Source organism: Chryseobacterium sp. FW101-FHT12H09 (assembly GCF_058790395.1).
In genome coordinates this window covers 973,677-990,550 of the sequence record NZ_JBYTCP010000002.1, presented here as the reverse complement: position 1 = coordinate 990,550, position 16,874 = coordinate 973,677, and the positions used below count along the sequence as shown (strand labels likewise).

The 16,874-nt window shown below is 34.1% G+C and carries 15 protein-coding genes; 11 read left to right on the top strand and 4 right to left on the bottom strand.

Annotated elements, in window-relative coordinates; genetic code table 11:
* Positions 1-37: 37 nt before the first annotated feature.
* The 3 genes from AC3WRL_RS10290 to AC3WRL_RS10280 form a co-directional block, all read right to left on the bottom strand.
* On the bottom strand, positions 38-2,236 hold the full coding sequence (locus AC3WRL_RS10290) for a M1 family metallopeptidase (protein ID WP_492330217.1): 2,199 nt from the start codon (positions 2,234-2,236) through the stop codon (positions 38-40).
* 73 nt (positions 2,237-2,309) lie between these two features.
* Positions 2,310-3,191, bottom strand: coding sequence for an SDR family oxidoreductase (locus AC3WRL_RS10285; protein WP_214831235.1), 882 nt, complete (start codon positions 3,189-3,191; stop codon positions 2,310-2,312).
* A 206-nt stretch (positions 3,192-3,397) separates the two neighbouring features.
* The gene (locus AC3WRL_RS10280; protein WP_492330216.1) at positions 3,398-3,808 is read right to left on the bottom strand and encodes a DUF1573 domain-containing protein; all 411 of its coding nucleotides are present in this window, start codon (positions 3,806-3,808) and stop codon (positions 3,398-3,400) included.
* A 170-nt stretch (positions 3,809-3,978) separates the two neighbouring features.
* On the opposite strand from AC3WRL_RS10280, the gene AC3WRL_RS10275 reads away from it, so the two are divergent.
* From AC3WRL_RS10275 to AC3WRL_RS10265, 3 genes are all read left to right on the top strand, one after another.
* Positions 3,979-5,226 (top strand): sensor histidine kinase, encoded by a 1,248-nt coding sequence (locus AC3WRL_RS10275; protein WP_492330215.1) that lies wholly within the window; start codon positions 3,979-3,981, stop codon positions 5,224-5,226.
* 18 nt (positions 5,227-5,244) lie between these two features.
* Positions 5,245-5,928 (top strand): response regulator transcription factor, encoded by a 684-nt coding sequence (locus AC3WRL_RS10270; RefSeq protein ID WP_492330214.1) that lies wholly within the window; start codon positions 5,245-5,247, stop codon positions 5,926-5,928.
* 89 nt (positions 5,929-6,017) lie between these two features.
* Positions 6,018-8,315, top strand: coding sequence for a GH92 family glycosyl hydrolase (locus tag AC3WRL_RS10265; RefSeq protein ID WP_492330213.1), 2,298 nt, complete (start codon positions 6,018-6,020; stop codon positions 8,313-8,315).
* A 61-nt stretch (positions 8,316-8,376) separates the two neighbouring features.
* Here AC3WRL_RS10265 and AC3WRL_RS10260 read toward each other — a convergent pair whose 3' ends face one another.
* On the bottom strand, positions 8,377-9,714 hold the full coding sequence (locus AC3WRL_RS10260) for a dihydroorotase (protein ID WP_492330212.1): 1,338 nt from the start codon (positions 9,712-9,714) through the stop codon (positions 8,377-8,379).
* 114 nt (positions 9,715-9,828) lie between these two features.
* Between AC3WRL_RS10260 and AC3WRL_RS10255 the strand changes: the two genes are divergently transcribed.
* The 8 genes from AC3WRL_RS10255 (at position 9,829) to ribA (ending at position 16,858) form a co-directional block, all read left to right on the top strand.
* Positions 9,829-11,250, top strand: a complete 1,422-nt coding sequence (locus tag AC3WRL_RS10255) for a lipopolysaccharide biosynthesis protein (protein WP_492330211.1) — start codon at positions 9,829-9,831, stop codon at positions 11,248-11,250.
* Between the two features lie 145 nt (positions 11,251-11,395).
* Positions 11,396-12,412, top strand: a complete 1,017-nt coding sequence (locus AC3WRL_RS10250; protein WP_214831228.1) for a sugar phosphate nucleotidyltransferase — start codon at positions 11,396-11,398, stop codon at positions 12,410-12,412.
* 107 nt (positions 12,413-12,519) lie between these two features.
* Positions 12,520-13,362 carry a lipoprotein insertase outer membrane protein LolB1 gene (lolB1, locus tag AC3WRL_RS10245; RefSeq protein ID WP_214831227.1) on the top strand — a complete coding sequence of 281 codons (843 nt, stop codon included), beginning with the start codon at positions 12,520-12,522 and terminating at the stop codon, positions 13,360-13,362.
* Positions 13,359-14,918 (top strand): peptidoglycan DD-metalloendopeptidase family protein, encoded by a 1,560-nt coding sequence (locus AC3WRL_RS10240; RefSeq protein WP_214831226.1) that lies wholly within the window; start codon positions 13,359-13,361, stop codon positions 14,916-14,918. Before lolB1 ends, AC3WRL_RS10240 begins: the two co-directional genes overlap by 4 nt.
* Before the next feature lie 30 nt (positions 14,919-14,948).
* Positions 14,949-15,158 (top strand): twin-arginine translocase TatA/TatE family subunit, encoded by a 210-nt coding sequence (locus AC3WRL_RS10235; protein WP_172284324.1) that lies wholly within the window; start codon positions 14,949-14,951, stop codon positions 15,156-15,158.
* A gap of 15 nt (positions 15,159-15,173) precedes the next feature.
* On the top strand, positions 15,174-15,788 hold the full coding sequence (locus AC3WRL_RS10230) for a DUF4254 domain-containing protein (protein WP_214831225.1): 615 nt from the start codon (positions 15,174-15,176) through the stop codon (positions 15,786-15,788).
* On the top strand, positions 15,785-16,243 hold the full coding sequence (locus AC3WRL_RS10225) for a hypothetical protein (protein ID WP_214831224.1): 459 nt from the start codon (positions 15,785-15,787) through the stop codon (positions 16,241-16,243). The genes AC3WRL_RS10230 and AC3WRL_RS10225 overlap by 4 nt, the downstream gene beginning before the upstream one ends.
* Positions 16,244-16,261: 18 nt before the next feature.
* The gene (gene ribA / locus AC3WRL_RS10220) at positions 16,262-16,858 is read left to right on the top strand and encodes a GTP cyclohydrolase II (RefSeq protein ID WP_214831223.1); all 597 of its coding nucleotides are present in this window, start codon (positions 16,262-16,264) and stop codon (positions 16,856-16,858) included.
* Positions 16,859-16,874 lie beyond the last annotated feature (16 nt).

Sequence of the window (16,874 nt, the reverse complement as noted above, 5' to 3'; positions counted from 1 at the left end):
TGTTAAATATTTGTTCTTTTAGATGTTTTAAAGAAAACTATTCTCTTGTGAATTTGAATTCTTTTGAGCCCTGCGTAAAAGTAATCGACTTTTTATCTTTACTAAAAATGATAGCGAGTCCAGCCTGATCAAAAGTAAATTTACTGTTACCAGCATATTCAAGCGGAAACTCAGGTTGTCCTGTTCCTTGCCCAAAAAGCTGTCCGTTTTTTTCAGTAAATGTTATTTTTATTGGAACTTCTTTACTACTAAATATTCCCGTAAATTCTTTCAGGTTAATTTTTTCAGCAGGTTTTACTTCTTCTGTAGGCCAGCTATTATTTTTCGGATTAATATCTGGGATCTGAGAGTTCGGATCCAATTTCACTTCATTGATCTCTTTAGCAGTATCTACTTTAAAAGTCCATTCGTTATTACGTTTCCAAAGTTCAATAGGAAGTTTTACAATCTGTGTGGTTCCATCTTTAAACTTGATCTGTACTGTAGTTGGCATCGGTAATTGACCAAGATTCTCAACCGTAATCTGAGCTCCATTTTTAAAATCGCCATTGATGTATTTCACGTTCTTAACGGATTGATCAATTTTCCATTTATTAAAGAACCAACCCCTCCAGAACCAGTTCAGTTCTTCACCGGAAACATTTTCCATTGTATGAAAGAAATCCCATGGTGTTGGGTGTTTAAAAGCCCATCGTGCAATATATGTTCTAAAGGCCTTATCAAATTTTTCAGGACCAAGAACTGATTCTCTTAAAATCCCTAATCCCATACCTGGTTTAAAATAAGCAAGAACGCCAATGTTTCTTTCTTTCATATTATCGGCACCAACCATTATCGGCTCAAAATTATCACTCATCAGAAAACTTCCGGTTTGAGCGATATTCTGTTTTTTATAATATTCACCTTTATTGAAAGCTTCTGTAGATAATTCATTGATAAATGTATTAAAACCTTCATCCATCCATGCAAATAACCTCTCATTAGAACCTACAATCATTGGAAACCAGTTGTGTCCGAATTCATGATCGGTAACTCCCCAAAGGTCATCACCTTTAGAATCCATATGACAGAATACAATACCCGGATATTCCATTCCACCTTCATTTCCAGCAACGTTTGTGGCTGCCGGATAAGTATATTCATACCATTTCTGAGAATAATGTTCTATTGCTGCCTTGGTATATTCTGTAGATCTCCCCCAGGCCTTCTCACCACCACTTTCTGCGGGATAAGCAGAAATAGCTAAAGATTTTTTACCACTTGGCAGGTTAATTTTTGCTGCATCCAATACAAATGCCGATGAAGATGCCCAGGCAAAATCCCTTGCCTGATCTATTTTAAATTTCCAGGTTTTAGTTCCTGAGGATTGATTTTTACCAATTTCTGATTCTGGACGGATCATTATAGTTTTATCACTGTTTCTTGCCTGCTCCCATCGGTTATTTTCTTCCTTGCTATATACTTCTTTATAATTGAGAAGTTCTCCAGAAGCTACTACATACTGATTAGCTGGAACCGTAATGTTTGCTGTGATATTTCCATATTCTAAATAGAATTCTGATGCACCAAGATAAGGCATTGTATTCCAACCCAGCACATCATCGTAAACACACATTCTTGGATACCACTGTGCCATGGTGAAAACTTTACCATTTTTAGTTTCCTGTACTCCCATTCTATCAGACCCATATTCTGGAGATACAAAAGAATACTCTATTGTAATTTTTGCGACTCCACCTTTTGATTTAAGATCCTTAGGCAGATCAATCTGCATTCTCGTATCGGTAATCGTATATTTTACATCCTTACCGTCAAGTTTCACAGATTTAATTTTATAACCACCTTCCAGTTTTTCTCCATGAGCACCATTTCGGCTTCCTGTCATAGGTACTACACCATTACCACGTGAGTCTTTCTCAAATAAATTCTGATCCAGCTGTAACCAAAGAAAGCTCAGTTGATCCGGGCTGTTATTGGTATATTTAATTTCAGCGGTACCTGTAATTTCATTTTTAGTATCGTTCAGGCTAACATTTAGATTGTAGTCAGCTGAATTCTGCCAATAAGCATGACCTGGCTGCCCGCTTGCAGAACGGGTTTCCGTCCCCGTCTGAGGATAGAAGAAAGGTTTGAATGCTTCTACATAATCATATTTCGGAGTTTCCTGAGCAAAAGCAGATCCTGAAAACAGAAAGACTGCAATAGCGGAAACAAGGGTTGGGAGTTTACAATTCATTTAAAAAAAATTTAAGATCTTGTTAGATAAGTAAAAAAAATCCCGAACTTGTTACAGATTCGGGAATATTTAACTAATTTGATTTTTTGGATTTGATCATAGCTTCTAAAGCATCCCACATTTCTTGCGGAACATCTTCCAACATATTGAATTCTCCAGCACCTTGAAGCCATTCACCACCATCGATGGTTACTACTTCTCCATTCATATAAGCAGAATAATCTGAAACCAGATAAGCAGCTAAATTAGCCAACTCCTGATGTTCCCCAACTCTCCTTAACGGCACTTTCTTTTTCATATCAAATTTCTCCTGTAGATCTCCGGGAAGTAATCTATCCCAAGCTCCTTTTGTAGGAAATGGTCCTGGAGCAATAGCATTAAATCTGATTCCATATTTTGCCCATTCTACCGCTAAAGATCTGGTCATAGCCAAAACTCCTGCTTTGGCACAGGCTGAAGGAACAACATAAGCTGAACCTGTCCAGGAATACGTCGTTACAATATTTAAAACTGTTCCTGGAGTTTTAGAATCTATCCAATGCTTCCCTATAGAAAGTGTGCAATTTTTTGTTCCCTTCAAAACAATATCTAAAATAGAATCAAAAGCAGAATGCGTTAATCTCTCTGTTGGTGAAATAAAATTCCCTGCAGCATTGTTCAATAAAATATCAATTCTTCCAAATTCCTTCAGAGTCGCTTCTTTCATCGCTTCCACTTCATCCCAGTTTCTTACATCGCACGCAACACAAAGAACTTTACCTCCTGTTTCATCTTCCAGTTCTTTTGCTGTCCCCTGTAGCTTTTCAAGATTTCTTGAAGTAATAACAACTTTAGCTCCAAGCTCTAGAAAATATTTGGTCATAGCTTTTCCAAGACCACTTCCGCCTCCTGTTACAATAGCTACTTTATCTTTTAATGCGCCTTCACGCAACATTGGTTGTGTATATAAATTCATATAAATTTTATTTTTTCCTAAAAATACTAAATATTGAATTCATGCCATTTAAAATAATGGGATAAATAATAATGTTATAAATAGTTATTCTCTGCTATGTTTAAAAGTCATAGAAGAAAAATGACAATAGCTTACAAGACAAGGCAAAAAAACAACCTTGTCATAAATGGCAAGGTTGTTCTATGATTATCTTATCGTAAAATGTATTATGAAATCACTACTCCTTTAAATGAAAGTGTTTTAGGAGTTTTGCTTTCGCTTGTTGTAACATTCACCGTTTTCATGAAAGGGCCTGCAGCAGCTGCATTAAAACTGGCTTCTACAAATCCTTTTTTTCCTGGAAGAATTGGAGTTTTAGTATAATCTGCTGTTGTACAACCACATGACGGCGCTACATTTTCAATAACTATTGGCTTTGAAGATGTATTGGTAAATTCAAATCTGATAATCTTTGGTTTTCCTTGCGGAATATTTCCTACATCTATAGATTCTGATTTCCATTTAATTGCATCTGCAATCATTCTTACTATTGAAGTACTTTCAGCAGTAAATACATTTGCATAAAACGGTGAGAATGCCAAAACAGCCAAAAGTGCTGAGATTTTTAATTTTTTCATGAGTATAAATTTTATTTGTTATAAAGATTTAAGGAACCGGTTATTATCTTTTTGTATAGCAAATGTAAAGCGGATTAGCACTACAACTTGTTAACCGCTGTCAAACATTTGTTAACGAGTTGTTAATGATAAAAGATTAATAGATATTTTTGGATAATATTGTTTCAGAAATGAAAATAAAAAAACTTAATATCATTATAACGTTAGGATTCATTGCTATTATCGGAATTTTAATAGCTCAGCTGCTATGGACCCGACAGGCATATAATCTTGAAGATAAAAAATTTAACCAAAAAGTAAATATCGCTTTATTAGAGGTAGCGGAAAAATTGTCTGGTGGAAAGGCTTCTTTCACAGAAAACCCTGTACAGAATATTGCCAATGACTATTACGTGGTCAATACCAATAATGAGTTTCACCCTGTCGTTCTGGAACATTACCTTAGAACAGAATTCACCCGTTTTCAAATTAATACCGATTATGTATATGCCCTATACAATTGCCATAGCGATAAAATGATTTATGGGAAATATATGTCGAAAAATCAGGAGAGCCCCAGTGATAAGGTTATTAATTTTCCAAAGCATAAAAATCTGATCTATTATTTTTCCATACGCTTTCCTGATAAAACAACTTATTTAATAAGTTCATTAAGGTTTTGGTATGTACTTACATTTGCTCTTATTATCATTCTCCTGGTATATGTATATTCCATATATACTATTATTGAACAAAAAAAGTTCTCAGAACTGCAACGTGACTTTATCAATAATATGACCCACGAATTTAAAACGCCATTATCTTCTATACTTTTAGCTTCAGAATCTCTCAGTAAGCAAAATATAGTACAGGAAAACCCCAAACTGCAAACTTATACTTCCATCATTATTAATCAAAGCTATAAGCTTAATAGCCATATTGAAAAAATACTGAATATTGCTAAAAATGATTCTTCAGGACTGTCATTAAAGCCCATAAAAATAATACTGCTTCCATTTGTTCAGGAAATTACCAGTACCATACAGCAAAAGAATGAAAATGTTACCATTCATGTAGAAATCGAAAGCAGCTTCTCCATAATAGCAGATGAATTTCATTTTACAAATATCATTTACAACATTTTAGATAACTCCATAAAGTATTGTGAAGGAAAACCCCAAATTGTAATTTCAGCATCTAAAGACTCAAAAGGCTTATATTTAAAGTTTAAAGACAATGGAATGGGGATTCCTGCTAAAAATATTTCTGATATTTTTGAAAAGTTTTACAGGGTGAATACAAAAAAGACAGAGGAGATCAATGGTTTTGGATTAGGGTTATTTTATGTAAAAAAAGTAGTCCGGCAACATAACTGGAAAATTTCAGTTGAGAATAATACAGATAAAGGAATTACAGTAATGATCTTTTTCCCATTTTAAATTTAATAATGTGTAGATATGGAGAAATCTAAAATTTTATATGCAGAAGATGACAAAACTATAGCTTTCCTCATCGAGGATAGCCTGGAAAGTTATTATGAAATCTACTGTTATCCTGATGGAAGATCTGCACTTGATGCATTCAATAGCCAGAGTTTTGACATTTGTCTTTTGGATATTATGATGCCAGAACTGAATGGATTTGAAGTAGCCCAGGAAATCCGCAGTAAAAATTCTGAAATCCCCATAATTTTCATTTCTGCAAAAGCTTTAAAAGAAGACCGGATCAAAGGGCTGAAAATTGGTGCTGATGATTATTTGGTAAAACCATTCAGCATAGAGGAATTAATCCTAAAAATTGAAGTTTTCCTGAAACGCACAAAGAAAACAGATACCTCTCAGCTAAAATATAAAGTCGGAAAATATAATTTTGACCCCACGAACTATACCCTGCAGGATATGGAAAGCAGCATCACGCTTACACAAAGAGAATCTGAACTGCTATTATATTTTATCCGCCACAAGAATGTTGTTCTAAAAAGGCAGGATATCCTTAAAGCGATCTGGGGTGACGATGATTATTTTATGGGACGGAGTCTCGATGTATTTATTTCCAGACTGCGTAAAGTACTTATTGATGAGAAGAATATTTTGATTGAAAATCTACATGGAATAGGTTTCCGTTTTTCTGAAAAAAAATAAATACTTAACGAATTTCATATAAAGTAAGGCAGTAGATAATTACTCTTTGTTTTTTATTTAATTTTATCTTTTTAAAAATTTACCTACCCATGATAAAATCAGGAACTTATCTTTTTGTATTCCTGCTATTTTTTAGCATCAGTTTTAAAGCTCAAAAATTTGAAAAATTAATTCAATATGTCAATCCACTTATCGGAACTGAAAAAATGGGGCACACCTATCCTGGAGCGACAGTTCCATTTGGCTCTGTTCAGTTAAGCCCTGAAACAGATACCATCTCCTATGAACTCAACGGAAAATATAATGGGGAAGTTTACAAATATTGTGCAGGTTATCGCTATGAAGACAAAACAATTGTGGGTTTCAGCTCTACTCATTTTAGCGGAACAGGTCATTCAGATTTAGGAGACTTATTGATGATGCCTACAGTAGGAAAATTACAATTCAATCCTGGAACGGCCTCCAATCCTGAAAGCGGTTACAGAAGTAGATTCTCTCATCAGAACGAAAAAGCGGAAGCTGGTTATTACAAAGTAAAACTTGAAGATCACAATATTTTAACTGAGCTTACAGCAACAACAAGGGTAGGTCTTCAGCGCTATACATTTCCAAAATCAGATCAGGCACACATTATTTTAGACCTGATGGCCGGCATTTATAATTATGATGGTAAAAACGTCTGGACTTATGTCCGAGTAGAAAATGACCACACCATTACCGGATATAGACAGACCAGTGGTTGGGCGAGGACAAGAACCATTTATTTTGCCATCCAATTTTCCAAACCTTTTAAATCATATGGTCAAAAAAACTATGATGGCAAACAGGTTTATGGAGGTTTCTGGAGGAAATTTGACCAGACTAAAAATTTCCCTGAGATCGCCGGAAAAAATCTGAAAATGAATTTTGATTTCGACACGAATGAAAATGAATCTATTGAAGTAAAATTAGCATTATCCCCTGTCAGTCAAAACAATGCCATGGACAATCTGGAAAAAGAGGCCGGCAACTTATCTTTCGATCAGGTAAAAGTAAAAGCTCAGGAAAATTGGAACAATGAGTTAAACAAAATTATCGTTAAAGGTTCCGAGACCGAAAAAACAAATTTCTACACGGCAATGTATCATACATTCATTAATCCTACAACTTATATGGATGCCAATGGTGAATACAAAGGTTTGGATCAAAATGTTCATAAAGCGAATGGATTTACCAACTATACTACATTTTCACTTTGGGATACCTACCGAGCCTTACATCCTTTATTTAATATTATTCAGCCCAAACGAAATGATGATATCGTAAAATCTATGATGGCTCATTATGAGCAATTCTCTATGAAAACGCTGCCGATCTGGTCTCATTATGCTAATGAAAACTGGTGTATGAGTGGTTATCACAGTGTGAGTGTAGTGGCAGACGCTATTATCAAAGGAGTTTATACCGGCGATCCTAAAGCTGCATTAAAAGCCTGCGTTGAAACAGCCAACAAAAGAGATTATGAAGGTATAGGACAATATATAGATTTAGGCTATATTCCTGCTGAAAAAAGTGGAACTTCAGTTTCAAACACTTTAGAATATGCTTATGACGATTGGGCAATTGCTCAATTGGCAAAACATTTAGGTGAAACAGAAATTTACGATCAATTTATCAAGCGTTCCGGAAACTGGAAAAATAATTTAGATAAAAACATCGGGTTTATGCGACCTCGTTTAGCAGATGGAAGTTTCAAAAAAGATTTTGACTTACTGAGTACTCACGGGCAAGGATTTATTGAAGGTAACTCATGGAACTACAGCTTCTTCGTTCCCCAAAATCCTGATGAGCTTATTACTCTAATGGGTGGCAAGAAAAAGTTTTCAACAAAACTTGATGAATTATTTAGCATGCATTTACCTGATGAATTTTTTGCAGATACGGAGGATATTACACGTGAAGGAATTATTGGTGGCTATGTTCATGGAAATGAGCCGGCTCATCATGTCGCTTATCTTTATAACTGGGCAGGACAACCTTGGAAAACACAGGCACAGATCCGTCATATTTTAGAAATGCAATATAAAGCTACTCCAGATGGATTAGGAGGAAATGATGATGCCGGGCAGATGAGTGCATGGTATATATTAAGCTCTCTTGGATTCTACCCTGTTGCTCCAGGATCTGAAGATTATGCAATTGGAAGCCCGGCTATAGAACATGCAACACTAAATTTAGAAAACGGAAAAACCTTTGAAATTGAAGCGGTTAATCAAAGTCCAAAGAATGTATATGTAGAAAAGATTGTTTTAAATGGTAAAGAAATAAAGAATTTCATATTGAAACATTCTGATATTACGAGTGGAGGGAAATTGACTTTTTACATGAGCGCGAAAGCGAAGAAATAATTAATATTTATCATTCTCAAAAAACATAAAAGAGGCTGTCTAATAAGACAGCCTCTTCAATTTATTCCTGAACCTCAAAAAGCAAACGCTCCCCGAATTTTTCTTCTGCAATTTTTCCGTTATCATATACCAAATGACCATTTACAAAAGTATGAGTCACTTTAGAATGGAAATTCATGCCTTCCAATGGACTCCATCCACATTTGTACAAGATATTTTCTTTAGCTACCGTCCAGTTTTCATTTAAATCAACCAGCACTAAATCTGCTTTATATCCTTCTCTAACAAAACCTCTTTTATCAACTCTGAATAAGATAGCCGGATTATGACACATCTTCTCAACAATCTTTTCTAAAGAAATTTTACCATTCTTAAAATTCTCCAACATTACCGTCAATGAATGTTGAGCCAATGGGGCACCTGAAGGACACTTTGTATATACATTCTGTTTTTCTTCCCAGGTATGTGGAGCATGATCTGTCGCAATCACATCAATTCTGTCATCCAAAAGAGCTTCCCAAAGTCCATCTTTATCTTTCTGCGTTTTTACAGCAGGATTCCACTTTATTAATCCGCCTCTGGTTTCATAATCCTCATTGGTAAAAGTTAAGTGATGTACACAAACTTCGGCTGTTATTTTTTTATCTTTTAAAGGGATATCATTTCTGAAAAGTGCTGTTTCCTTGGCTGTTGAAAGATGAAAAACATGAAGCCTTGCTCCCGTTTTTTGTGCCAGTTCGATCGCTTTGGAAGAAGACTTATAGCAAGCTTCTTCGCTTCTTATTAAATGATGGAATTTTACCGGAATATCTTCACCATATTCATCAAGATACTTTTGAGTATTTGCTCTGATGGTTGCTTCATCTTCACAATGAACGGCTATCAGCATTTTGGTATTGCTGAATATATTCTCTAAAGTTTCAGGGTTATCTACTAACATATTTCCTGTAGAAGAACCTAAAAACAATTTAATCCCCGGAACATTTCTAGGATTGGTTTTTAGAACTTCCTCAAGATTATCATTAGTTCCCCCCATCATAAAGCCATAATTCGCATATGCTTTTTTAGAACCTATCTCATACTTATCAGCTAACAATTCCTGAGTTACAGCGTTTGGAACGGTATTAGGCTGATCGATAAAACTTGTAATACCTCCTGCAATAGCAGATCTGGATTCACTTTCAATATCTCCTTTATGTGTTAATCCTGGTTCACGAAAATGCACCTGATCATCAATCACTCCTGGTAAAAGAAACTTTCCGGAAGCATCAATAACCTGATCAGCATCTTCAGAAAGATTAGGCTGTATTTTAGAAATTAAATCATTTTCAATTAAAATATCGCTTTCAAAGATCTTTCCTTCATTAACGATTGTTACATTTTTGATAAGGGTTCTCATTTACTTTTCTTTAGACTTTAGATTCCTTACAAAATTAAGGTTTATGAATGAATTTTAATATCCTTGATAAAAAATCAATTTCTAAATATTTACATTTGCAAGAAATTTCGCATTTTGAAAAAACTTCTTAACGAAACTATTATATATGGAATTGGGGCAATTATGCCGAGAGTGATTGTAGTATTGCTTAATTATTTATTCATAAAACACATCGATGTCAGCGATTTTGCGATCTTCACCAATCTCTATGCATTAATTTCTTTTGTTAATATTGTTCTCTCTTTTGGTTTTGAAACAGCTTATTTTAGATTTTCATCCAATAAAAATGATGAACAAAAAGTTTTTAATACTTCATTTTGGTTTCTAACCGTTTTATCCAGTGTTTTTTTAATATTGGTATTACTTTTTAATCAACCGATTGCGAATGTCTTTGGATACTCTAAAACACCGGAATTTATCCGATGGTTTGCCTGGATCGCATTTTTTGACAACCTACTTGTTATACCTTTAGCTTGGCTGAGATTTAATAATAAACCTATTAAGTATGCAGCAGTAAGAGTAATACAAGCTATTTTCCAGAGCATTTTTGTAATTGCTTTGTTCCTTTATATTCCCGAAGAACTTAGTTTTAAATTTGGTTTAAAAGAAAAAGTAACCTATCCTTTTTACAGTAATCTAGCAGCCAGTTTTTTAGGGTTTATTCTTGTTTTTCCAATTATACTGAAACTTAAATTTCAGTTTTCTAAGGACCTTTTCATTCAAATGATTAAGTACTCGTGGCCAATTATGATCGCGGGATTGGCATTTATGGTGAATGAAAACTTTGACAAGTTTATTCAAAAATTTATTATAGATGATGGAGCGGCCGGAGCTTATGGTGGCTGTTATAAAATGGCAGTATTGATGACTCTCTTTGTAACTGCATATAGAATGGGTATTGAACCTTTTTTCTTTAAACAAATGCAAAATGAAAATGCTAAGCTCACCTACGCAAAGGTAACTGAATATTTTTCTTTCTTTGCTTCTGTTGTTGCTTTAGGAATCATTGCTAATGTATCATGGATAAAGCTTTTGCTGGTACCAAACAGTTCTTACTGGATTGCTATAAATATTATTCCGATTATTGTAATTGCCAATTTATTTTTTGGAATTTATTATAATCTTTCAACATGGTATAAAGTGACCGACAGAACAAGAGTAGGTACCTATATCTCCTGGACAGGTGCTATAATTACCATTGTTTTAAATCTTTTACTTTTACCTAAATATGGTTTTATGGTTTCTGCCTGGGTAACCTTAGCAGCTTACTTTACCATGATGGTTCTATCTTATTTTTTAGGTCAAAAATATTATCCAATTCCATATAGGATGAAGAAAATCTCTTTCTTTATTCTACTTTTGTCCGTATTCAGTTACATGATAGTCAATCTTTTCGATTATAACTTCTGGGTAGGTAACCTTTTATTTTTATCTTATACGGGAATCTTATTGTATACCGAAAAAGATATGTTATTATCAAGAATCAGAAAAGACTAAACTTTGGTCTCTATTTTGATGCTAGTGAATTTGAAAAATTAAACGAATATTTAAAAATAATACGATTACGCATCTAACTGGGTTTTATTATTACCTATAAACCATAAATCAAATAAAAAACAACTAAAATATCCAAATATAATTTATGAAAATTATCGTTCCAATGGCTGGACGTGGTTCCAGATTACGTCCACATACACTTACCGTTCCAAAACCATTAATTCCTATTGCAGGAAAACCTATCGTACAGAGATTGGTAGAAGATATTGCTAAAGTTGCCGGTGAAGACATCGAGGAGGTAGCTTTTATTATCGGAGATTTTGGTGCTGAAATTGAAAAATCCCTGATCCAGATTGCTGAAAAATTAGGCGCAAAAGGAAGTATATATTATCAAAACGACCCTCTTGGGACAGCCCATGCTATTAAGTGTGCAGAAGATTCAATGCAGGGAGATATCGTTATTGCATTTGCAGATACTCTTTTCCGTGCAGATTTTCAATTGGACAAAAATTCAGATGGTGTTATCTGGGTGAAAAGTGTAGAAGATCCTTCAGCATTTGGTGTTGTTAAATTAGATAACTATGGTTTTATCACAGATTTTGTTGAAAAACCTACAACTTTTGTTTCAGATTTAGCAATTATTGGTATTTATTATTTTAACAGTGCTGAAAAATTGATGAGTGAAATCAATTATATCATGGATAATGATATTAAAAATGGTGGAGAATATCAATTGACAACGGCTCTAGAAAATTTAAGAGCAAAAGGAGGTAAATTCAGTCTTGGTAAAGTAAATGACTGGATGGACTGTGGAAATAAAAATGCAACTGTAGAAACCAACAGTAAAATTCTTGAATACGAGAGAGAAGAAATGTCTCACTACCCTGCTTCCGCAGTAATTGAAAATTCTTTAATTATTCAACCTTGTTTTATCGGTGAAAATGTAAAAATTTCCAATTCTAAAGTAGGACCTGGAGTCTCACTTGGAAATAATACAGTCATTGTAAATTCAAATATTGAAAATTCATTGATCCAGGAAAATACAAAGATCAATCACGGAAATCTATCAAATTCTATGATTGGTAATTCGGCACAGTATTTCGGAGTAGCAAGGGAAATTTCGTTAGGTGATTATTCTGTTTTAGATTTTTTATCTAAATAGTTAAAAACTGACATTAATAAATAAAAATATATTCAAACCACACAAAATGTTTTGTGTGGTTTGGCGTTAATATTGCAAAGTAATATTTTAATCGAAAAGATAAATACATGAAAAATTGGGTTCCATTACTTTTATTACTTCTCGTTTTGTCATCTTGTAAAACTCGGAACGTTGCTAAAAATAATAATAGCAATGCAAAAGACAGTATTGTCATAGAAAACAACAACAATCCAAAAGATGTAAATGAACCTGTAAGAGATAAATTTACATTCTATGAACATGTAGTGATCCCACCAAAATTTGATCAGATTAAGATCAACAGTAAGGTAAATGTAGAGACAGGAAGTTTTGTACCGACACTTGACGCGACCATCTATATCGAAAATAATAAAAAAGTGTGGATGAATTTATCTGCATTGTTTATTAATGTTGCCAGAGGAACAGCAACACCTGAAGGCGTAAAAGGATTTGACAGAACCAGCAAATCATATATCGATTCTGATTTTGAATATCTCAATCATTTATTGAACGTTAATTTCATCGATTATAAATCTTTGGAGAAAATATTAATGGGTAGAACTTTTATAAAAATTAATGATTCTCAATTCAATCTTACAAAAAATGCTCAGGGCTATCAACTGGTATCGACTGTAAATCAGAAAATCGTAACAGAAGAAAAGACCAGAGAATATAAAATTTCATTGCAGTATGATGAAAATTACGATCTTTTGAGTGTTCATCTTAAGGATGTCTTATCACCGGATGAGCTAGAAATCTCTTATAGCAATTGGGGGGAATATAATGAAATTCGTCTACCAAAAAATGTTAAAATAATTATAAAAGGTTCAAAAACAAGTCAGATTTTACTAGAAAATACGAAATTTGATTTTTCGAAGATGGAGGCGGCCTATTCAGTCCCAGCCAATTATAAGAAAATTGAAATTAAATGATTAAAAAATTTAGCTTTTTAATAGGTATTTTATTGTTCGGATTGCACAATGGGCAACAAAACAAGGAACAATTGCAGAAGCAAAATGCTGAACTTAAAAAACAAATCACCCAAATAAATTCAGATCTAGCTAAAACAAGAAACGAATCCAAGCTTTCTATAGCATATCTTACCAATATTAATAAAAAACTGGCTTTAAGAGAAAAAGTTTATTCTAATACTCAAAAGGAAAAAAGATTTATAGAAGACGACATTTATCTGCGTCAGTTGGAAATCAACCGTCAGAACAAAGAACTAGCCGTTTTAAGAAAGAATTACGCTGAAGTTTTGGTAAACGCCTATAAAAATAAAGGGGTACAAAATAAAGTCACCTTTATTCTTTCTGCCAAAAATTTAGGCGAGGCAATTCGAAGAGTCCAATATCTTAAAGAATACTCCGATTATCAGGATAAAAAAGCAGCCGAAATTACAGATGCCGCCACTCAGATCAAAAAAACAATTGCTCAGAGACAAAAATCTGTGGTGGATAAAGAGCACCTCTTGGTTAACCAACAAAAAGATTTAACAACAATAAATGTTGAACGTGCACAGAAAGAACAGCTTGTTCAGGAATTTAAGAAAAATGAATCTAAATTAACCGGTGAGCTTAAGCAGAAACAAGTACAATCAAAAGCACTTGAAGGACAGATCAGAAGTATTATTCTTGAGGAGATCAGAATTGCCAAAGCTGAAGAAGAAGCAAGAAGAAAAGCTGAAGCAGAGAAAATACGTTTAGCCAAGATCGCTGCAGAAAGAGAGAAAGCAAGAATTGAAGCTGAAAACAGAGCTAGAGCTGAAGCGTTGGAAAGAGAAAGAAAATTGGCTGAAGCTGAAGCTAAAAAGGCTACAGAATTAGCTGCAAAAAGAGCGGAAGAAGAGAGAAAACGAACAGAAGAAGCTGCACGTGCAGAATCCAATGCAAAGGATGAAGCAAGAAAAATAGCGGCTGCGAAAGCTTCATCAGAAGCGAATGCAAGAGCAAGAGAAGCAACCAATAAATTAACAGCTGCAAAAGCTGCAGAGGCAGCATTGGAAAAGAGAAAAGATGATGAGAAAAAAGCTGCAGAATCTAAAGCTATGACAAGTTTTGGGGTTTCTACAGCCGCTGGAAATAATTTTGCTGAAAACAGAGGTAAGCTAGGCTTCCCGGTTGATAAAGGCCAAGTTACCCATCGCTTCGGTAGACATCCTCATCCTGTTTTTAAAAATATTGATGAAGAAAATAATGGAATTAAGATTTCCGTTCCGTCTGGCACTCGTGCTAAATCCGTATTCCCAGGCACCGTTTCTTCAGTTATCGCAAGTAGTGACGGTACAAAAACGGTCATGATAAAACATGGAAATTATTTTACAATATATTCTAATTTAGGAGGTGTAAATGTTTCTAAAGGACAGCAGGTCTCTGCAGGTACTATTGTAGGTACTGTAGGACAGGATTTTGATGGCTCTTATACTCTTGATTTCCAGGTATGGAACGGCAGTACACCAGTCGACCCATTAGGGTGGGTTTCTTATTAAAAAAAGACTAACTTTGTAAAAAATTTAGAAATGGAAACATTAACAATACTTGCCTTATCATGGCAACATATCCTTATCGTGGCAATCCTTCTTGTTTTACTTTTCGGAGGTAAAAAAATTCCGGAATTAATGAGAGGTGTGGGATCAGGTATCAAGGAATTTAAAGATGCAGTAAAAGAGGAGGATAAAAATCCGACTGAAAATAAAAACTCTTCGACAAATAACCCATCTAGCAACTAAAATTCTTCAGAATTAATGAATTTCACAGAGACTGCATGGAAAGTCTTCAATCAATCTATTGAAGACTACCACGTATTTGATGACGTTAACAATCTAATTAATAATCCTTTCGAAAAAGACAGTTTGGAACGAATTTTGTACGCAAAGAACTGGATTGATACCGTTCAATGGCATTTGGAAGATATTATTAGAGATGAAAATATTAATCCGGTTGAAGCTCTTCAATTAAAGAGAACAATAGACGCTTCTAATCAGCAAAGAACTGATTTAGTGGAATTTATTGACAGCTGGTTTCTTAATAAATTTAAAAATATAACTCCTAAACCGCATGCAAAGATAAATACAGAAACACCCGCTTGGGCTGTAGACAGATTATCAATACTTGCACTAAAGGTTTATCATATGTCACTAGAAGCGAATAGAGAATCTGCTTCTGAAGAGCATCGTTTAAATTGCCAGGCAAAATTAGATGTGCTTCTTATACAGAAAGAAGACCTATCAACTTCTATTAATCAGTTGCTTACTGATATTGAAAACGGTGATGTTAAGATGAAAGTATACAAACAAATGAAAATGTATAACGATGAAAGTCTTAACCCAATCCTTTATCAAAAGGGGCAACAAAAATGAAAAGATTATTTTTTTTTGGAATACTGTTTATACTAACTTCTTCTTGTGCATCGGAAAAATTAAATTTTTCTCCGTTGTCAAGTAATTTTTATAGTGAAGCAAAAGGTTCAGATTCTGATAGAGGACTCAAGAAAAGCATAGACATTAATATCAAAGAAAATGTAAATGCCTCTGAAATATCTAATTTAATTTCCACCTTTCCTAAATTTAAAAACATTAATGTAAACGAAGAAGTAGTTTCACTGAAGTACAGCTTGCAGAATTATTTATATGCAATAGATGCCAATAATGTCGCAGGAAAGAACAGAGCTGTTAAAAGCTTTGAAAAATCTTATAAAAAAATTCAGAAACTAAGACAGAACCTTCCAAAAGATGATGACGAAATACTCAACAGATATCTGGTAAGATTGAAAACCAATATTTCTGTGATCGAGGATGCTATAAAAGGAAATTAAAAAACGACTACCTTATTAATGATTAAAATTCAAGCGGAAGCAAACGTTCCTACGGAACATGGAACTTTCCGAATGATCGCTTTCTCTGAAAACGAAAATGACTGGATGCCTCATATGGCAATCATCGCTGAAAACACAGACTTTTCAAAACCAGTCAATGTACGTTTCCACTCAGAATGTATTACCGGTGAAGTGTTCCATTCAAAAAAATGTGAATGTGGGCAGCAATTGGATGCTGCTATGAAATATATCCATGAAAATGGGGGGATTATTATTTATCTTCGTCAGGAAGGAAGAAATATTGGGATTATTAATAAGTTAAAGGCTTATTCTCTACAGGAAAAAGGATTTGATACTGTAGAAGCCAATTTACAGCTTGGCCTTCCCGCAGATGACAGAAATTTCAATGTAGCCATTGAAATTTTAAATGTCCTGGAGGTAAAAGATATTAATCTCCTAACGAATAATCCTGAAAAGGTAAAATATGTTACAGAAAGTAATATCCACCTTAACTCAAGGATTCCTTTACAAATCCCTGCTAATGACATTAGCAGAGGCTACCTACAGACAAAAAAAGATTATTTTGGTCATCTACTGGATGACAATGATAATTAAGATACAAACAAAAGGC

Coding starts and splice junctions, on each gene's coding strand:
- AC3WRL_RS10290 (WP_492330217.1), bottom strand. CDS start 2,236: ATGAATTGTAAACTCCCAACCCTTGTTTCCGCTATTGCAGTCTTTCTG.
- AC3WRL_RS10285 (WP_214831235.1), bottom strand. CDS start 3,191: ATGAATTTATATACACAACCAATGTTGCGTGAAGGCGCATTAAAAGAT.
- AC3WRL_RS10280 (WP_492330216.1), bottom strand. CDS start 3,808: ATGAAAAAATTAAAAATCTCAGCACTTTTGGCTGTTTTGGCATTCTCA.
- AC3WRL_RS10275 (WP_492330215.1), top strand. CDS start 3,979: ATGAAAATAAAAAAACTTAATATCATTATAACGTTAGGATTCATTGCT.
- AC3WRL_RS10270 (WP_492330214.1), top strand. CDS start 5,245: ATGGAGAAATCTAAAATTTTATATGCAGAAGATGACAAAACTATAGCT.
- AC3WRL_RS10265 (WP_492330213.1), top strand. CDS start 6,018: ATGATAAAATCAGGAACTTATCTTTTTGTATTCCTGCTATTTTTTAGC.
- AC3WRL_RS10260 (WP_492330212.1), bottom strand. CDS start 9,714: ATGAGAACCCTTATCAAAAATGTAACAATCGTTAATGAAGGAAAGATC.
- AC3WRL_RS10250 (WP_214831228.1), top strand. CDS start 11,396: ATGAAAATTATCGTTCCAATGGCTGGACGTGGTTCCAGATTACGTCCA.
- lolB1 (WP_214831227.1), top strand. CDS start 12,520: ATGAAAAATTGGGTTCCATTACTTTTATTACTTCTCGTTTTGTCATCT.
- AC3WRL_RS10240 (WP_214831226.1), top strand. CDS start 13,359: ATGATTAAAAAATTTAGCTTTTTAATAGGTATTTTATTGTTCGGATTG.
- AC3WRL_RS10235 (WP_172284324.1), top strand. CDS start 14,949: ATGGAAACATTAACAATACTTGCCTTATCATGGCAACATATCCTTATC.
- AC3WRL_RS10230 (WP_214831225.1), top strand. CDS start 15,174: ATGAATTTCACAGAGACTGCATGGAAAGTCTTCAATCAATCTATTGAA.
- AC3WRL_RS10225 (WP_214831224.1), top strand. CDS start 15,785: ATGAAAAGATTATTTTTTTTTGGAATACTGTTTATACTAACTTCTTCT.
- ribA (WP_214831223.1), top strand. CDS start 16,262: ATGATTAAAATTCAAGCGGAAGCAAACGTTCCTACGGAACATGGAACT.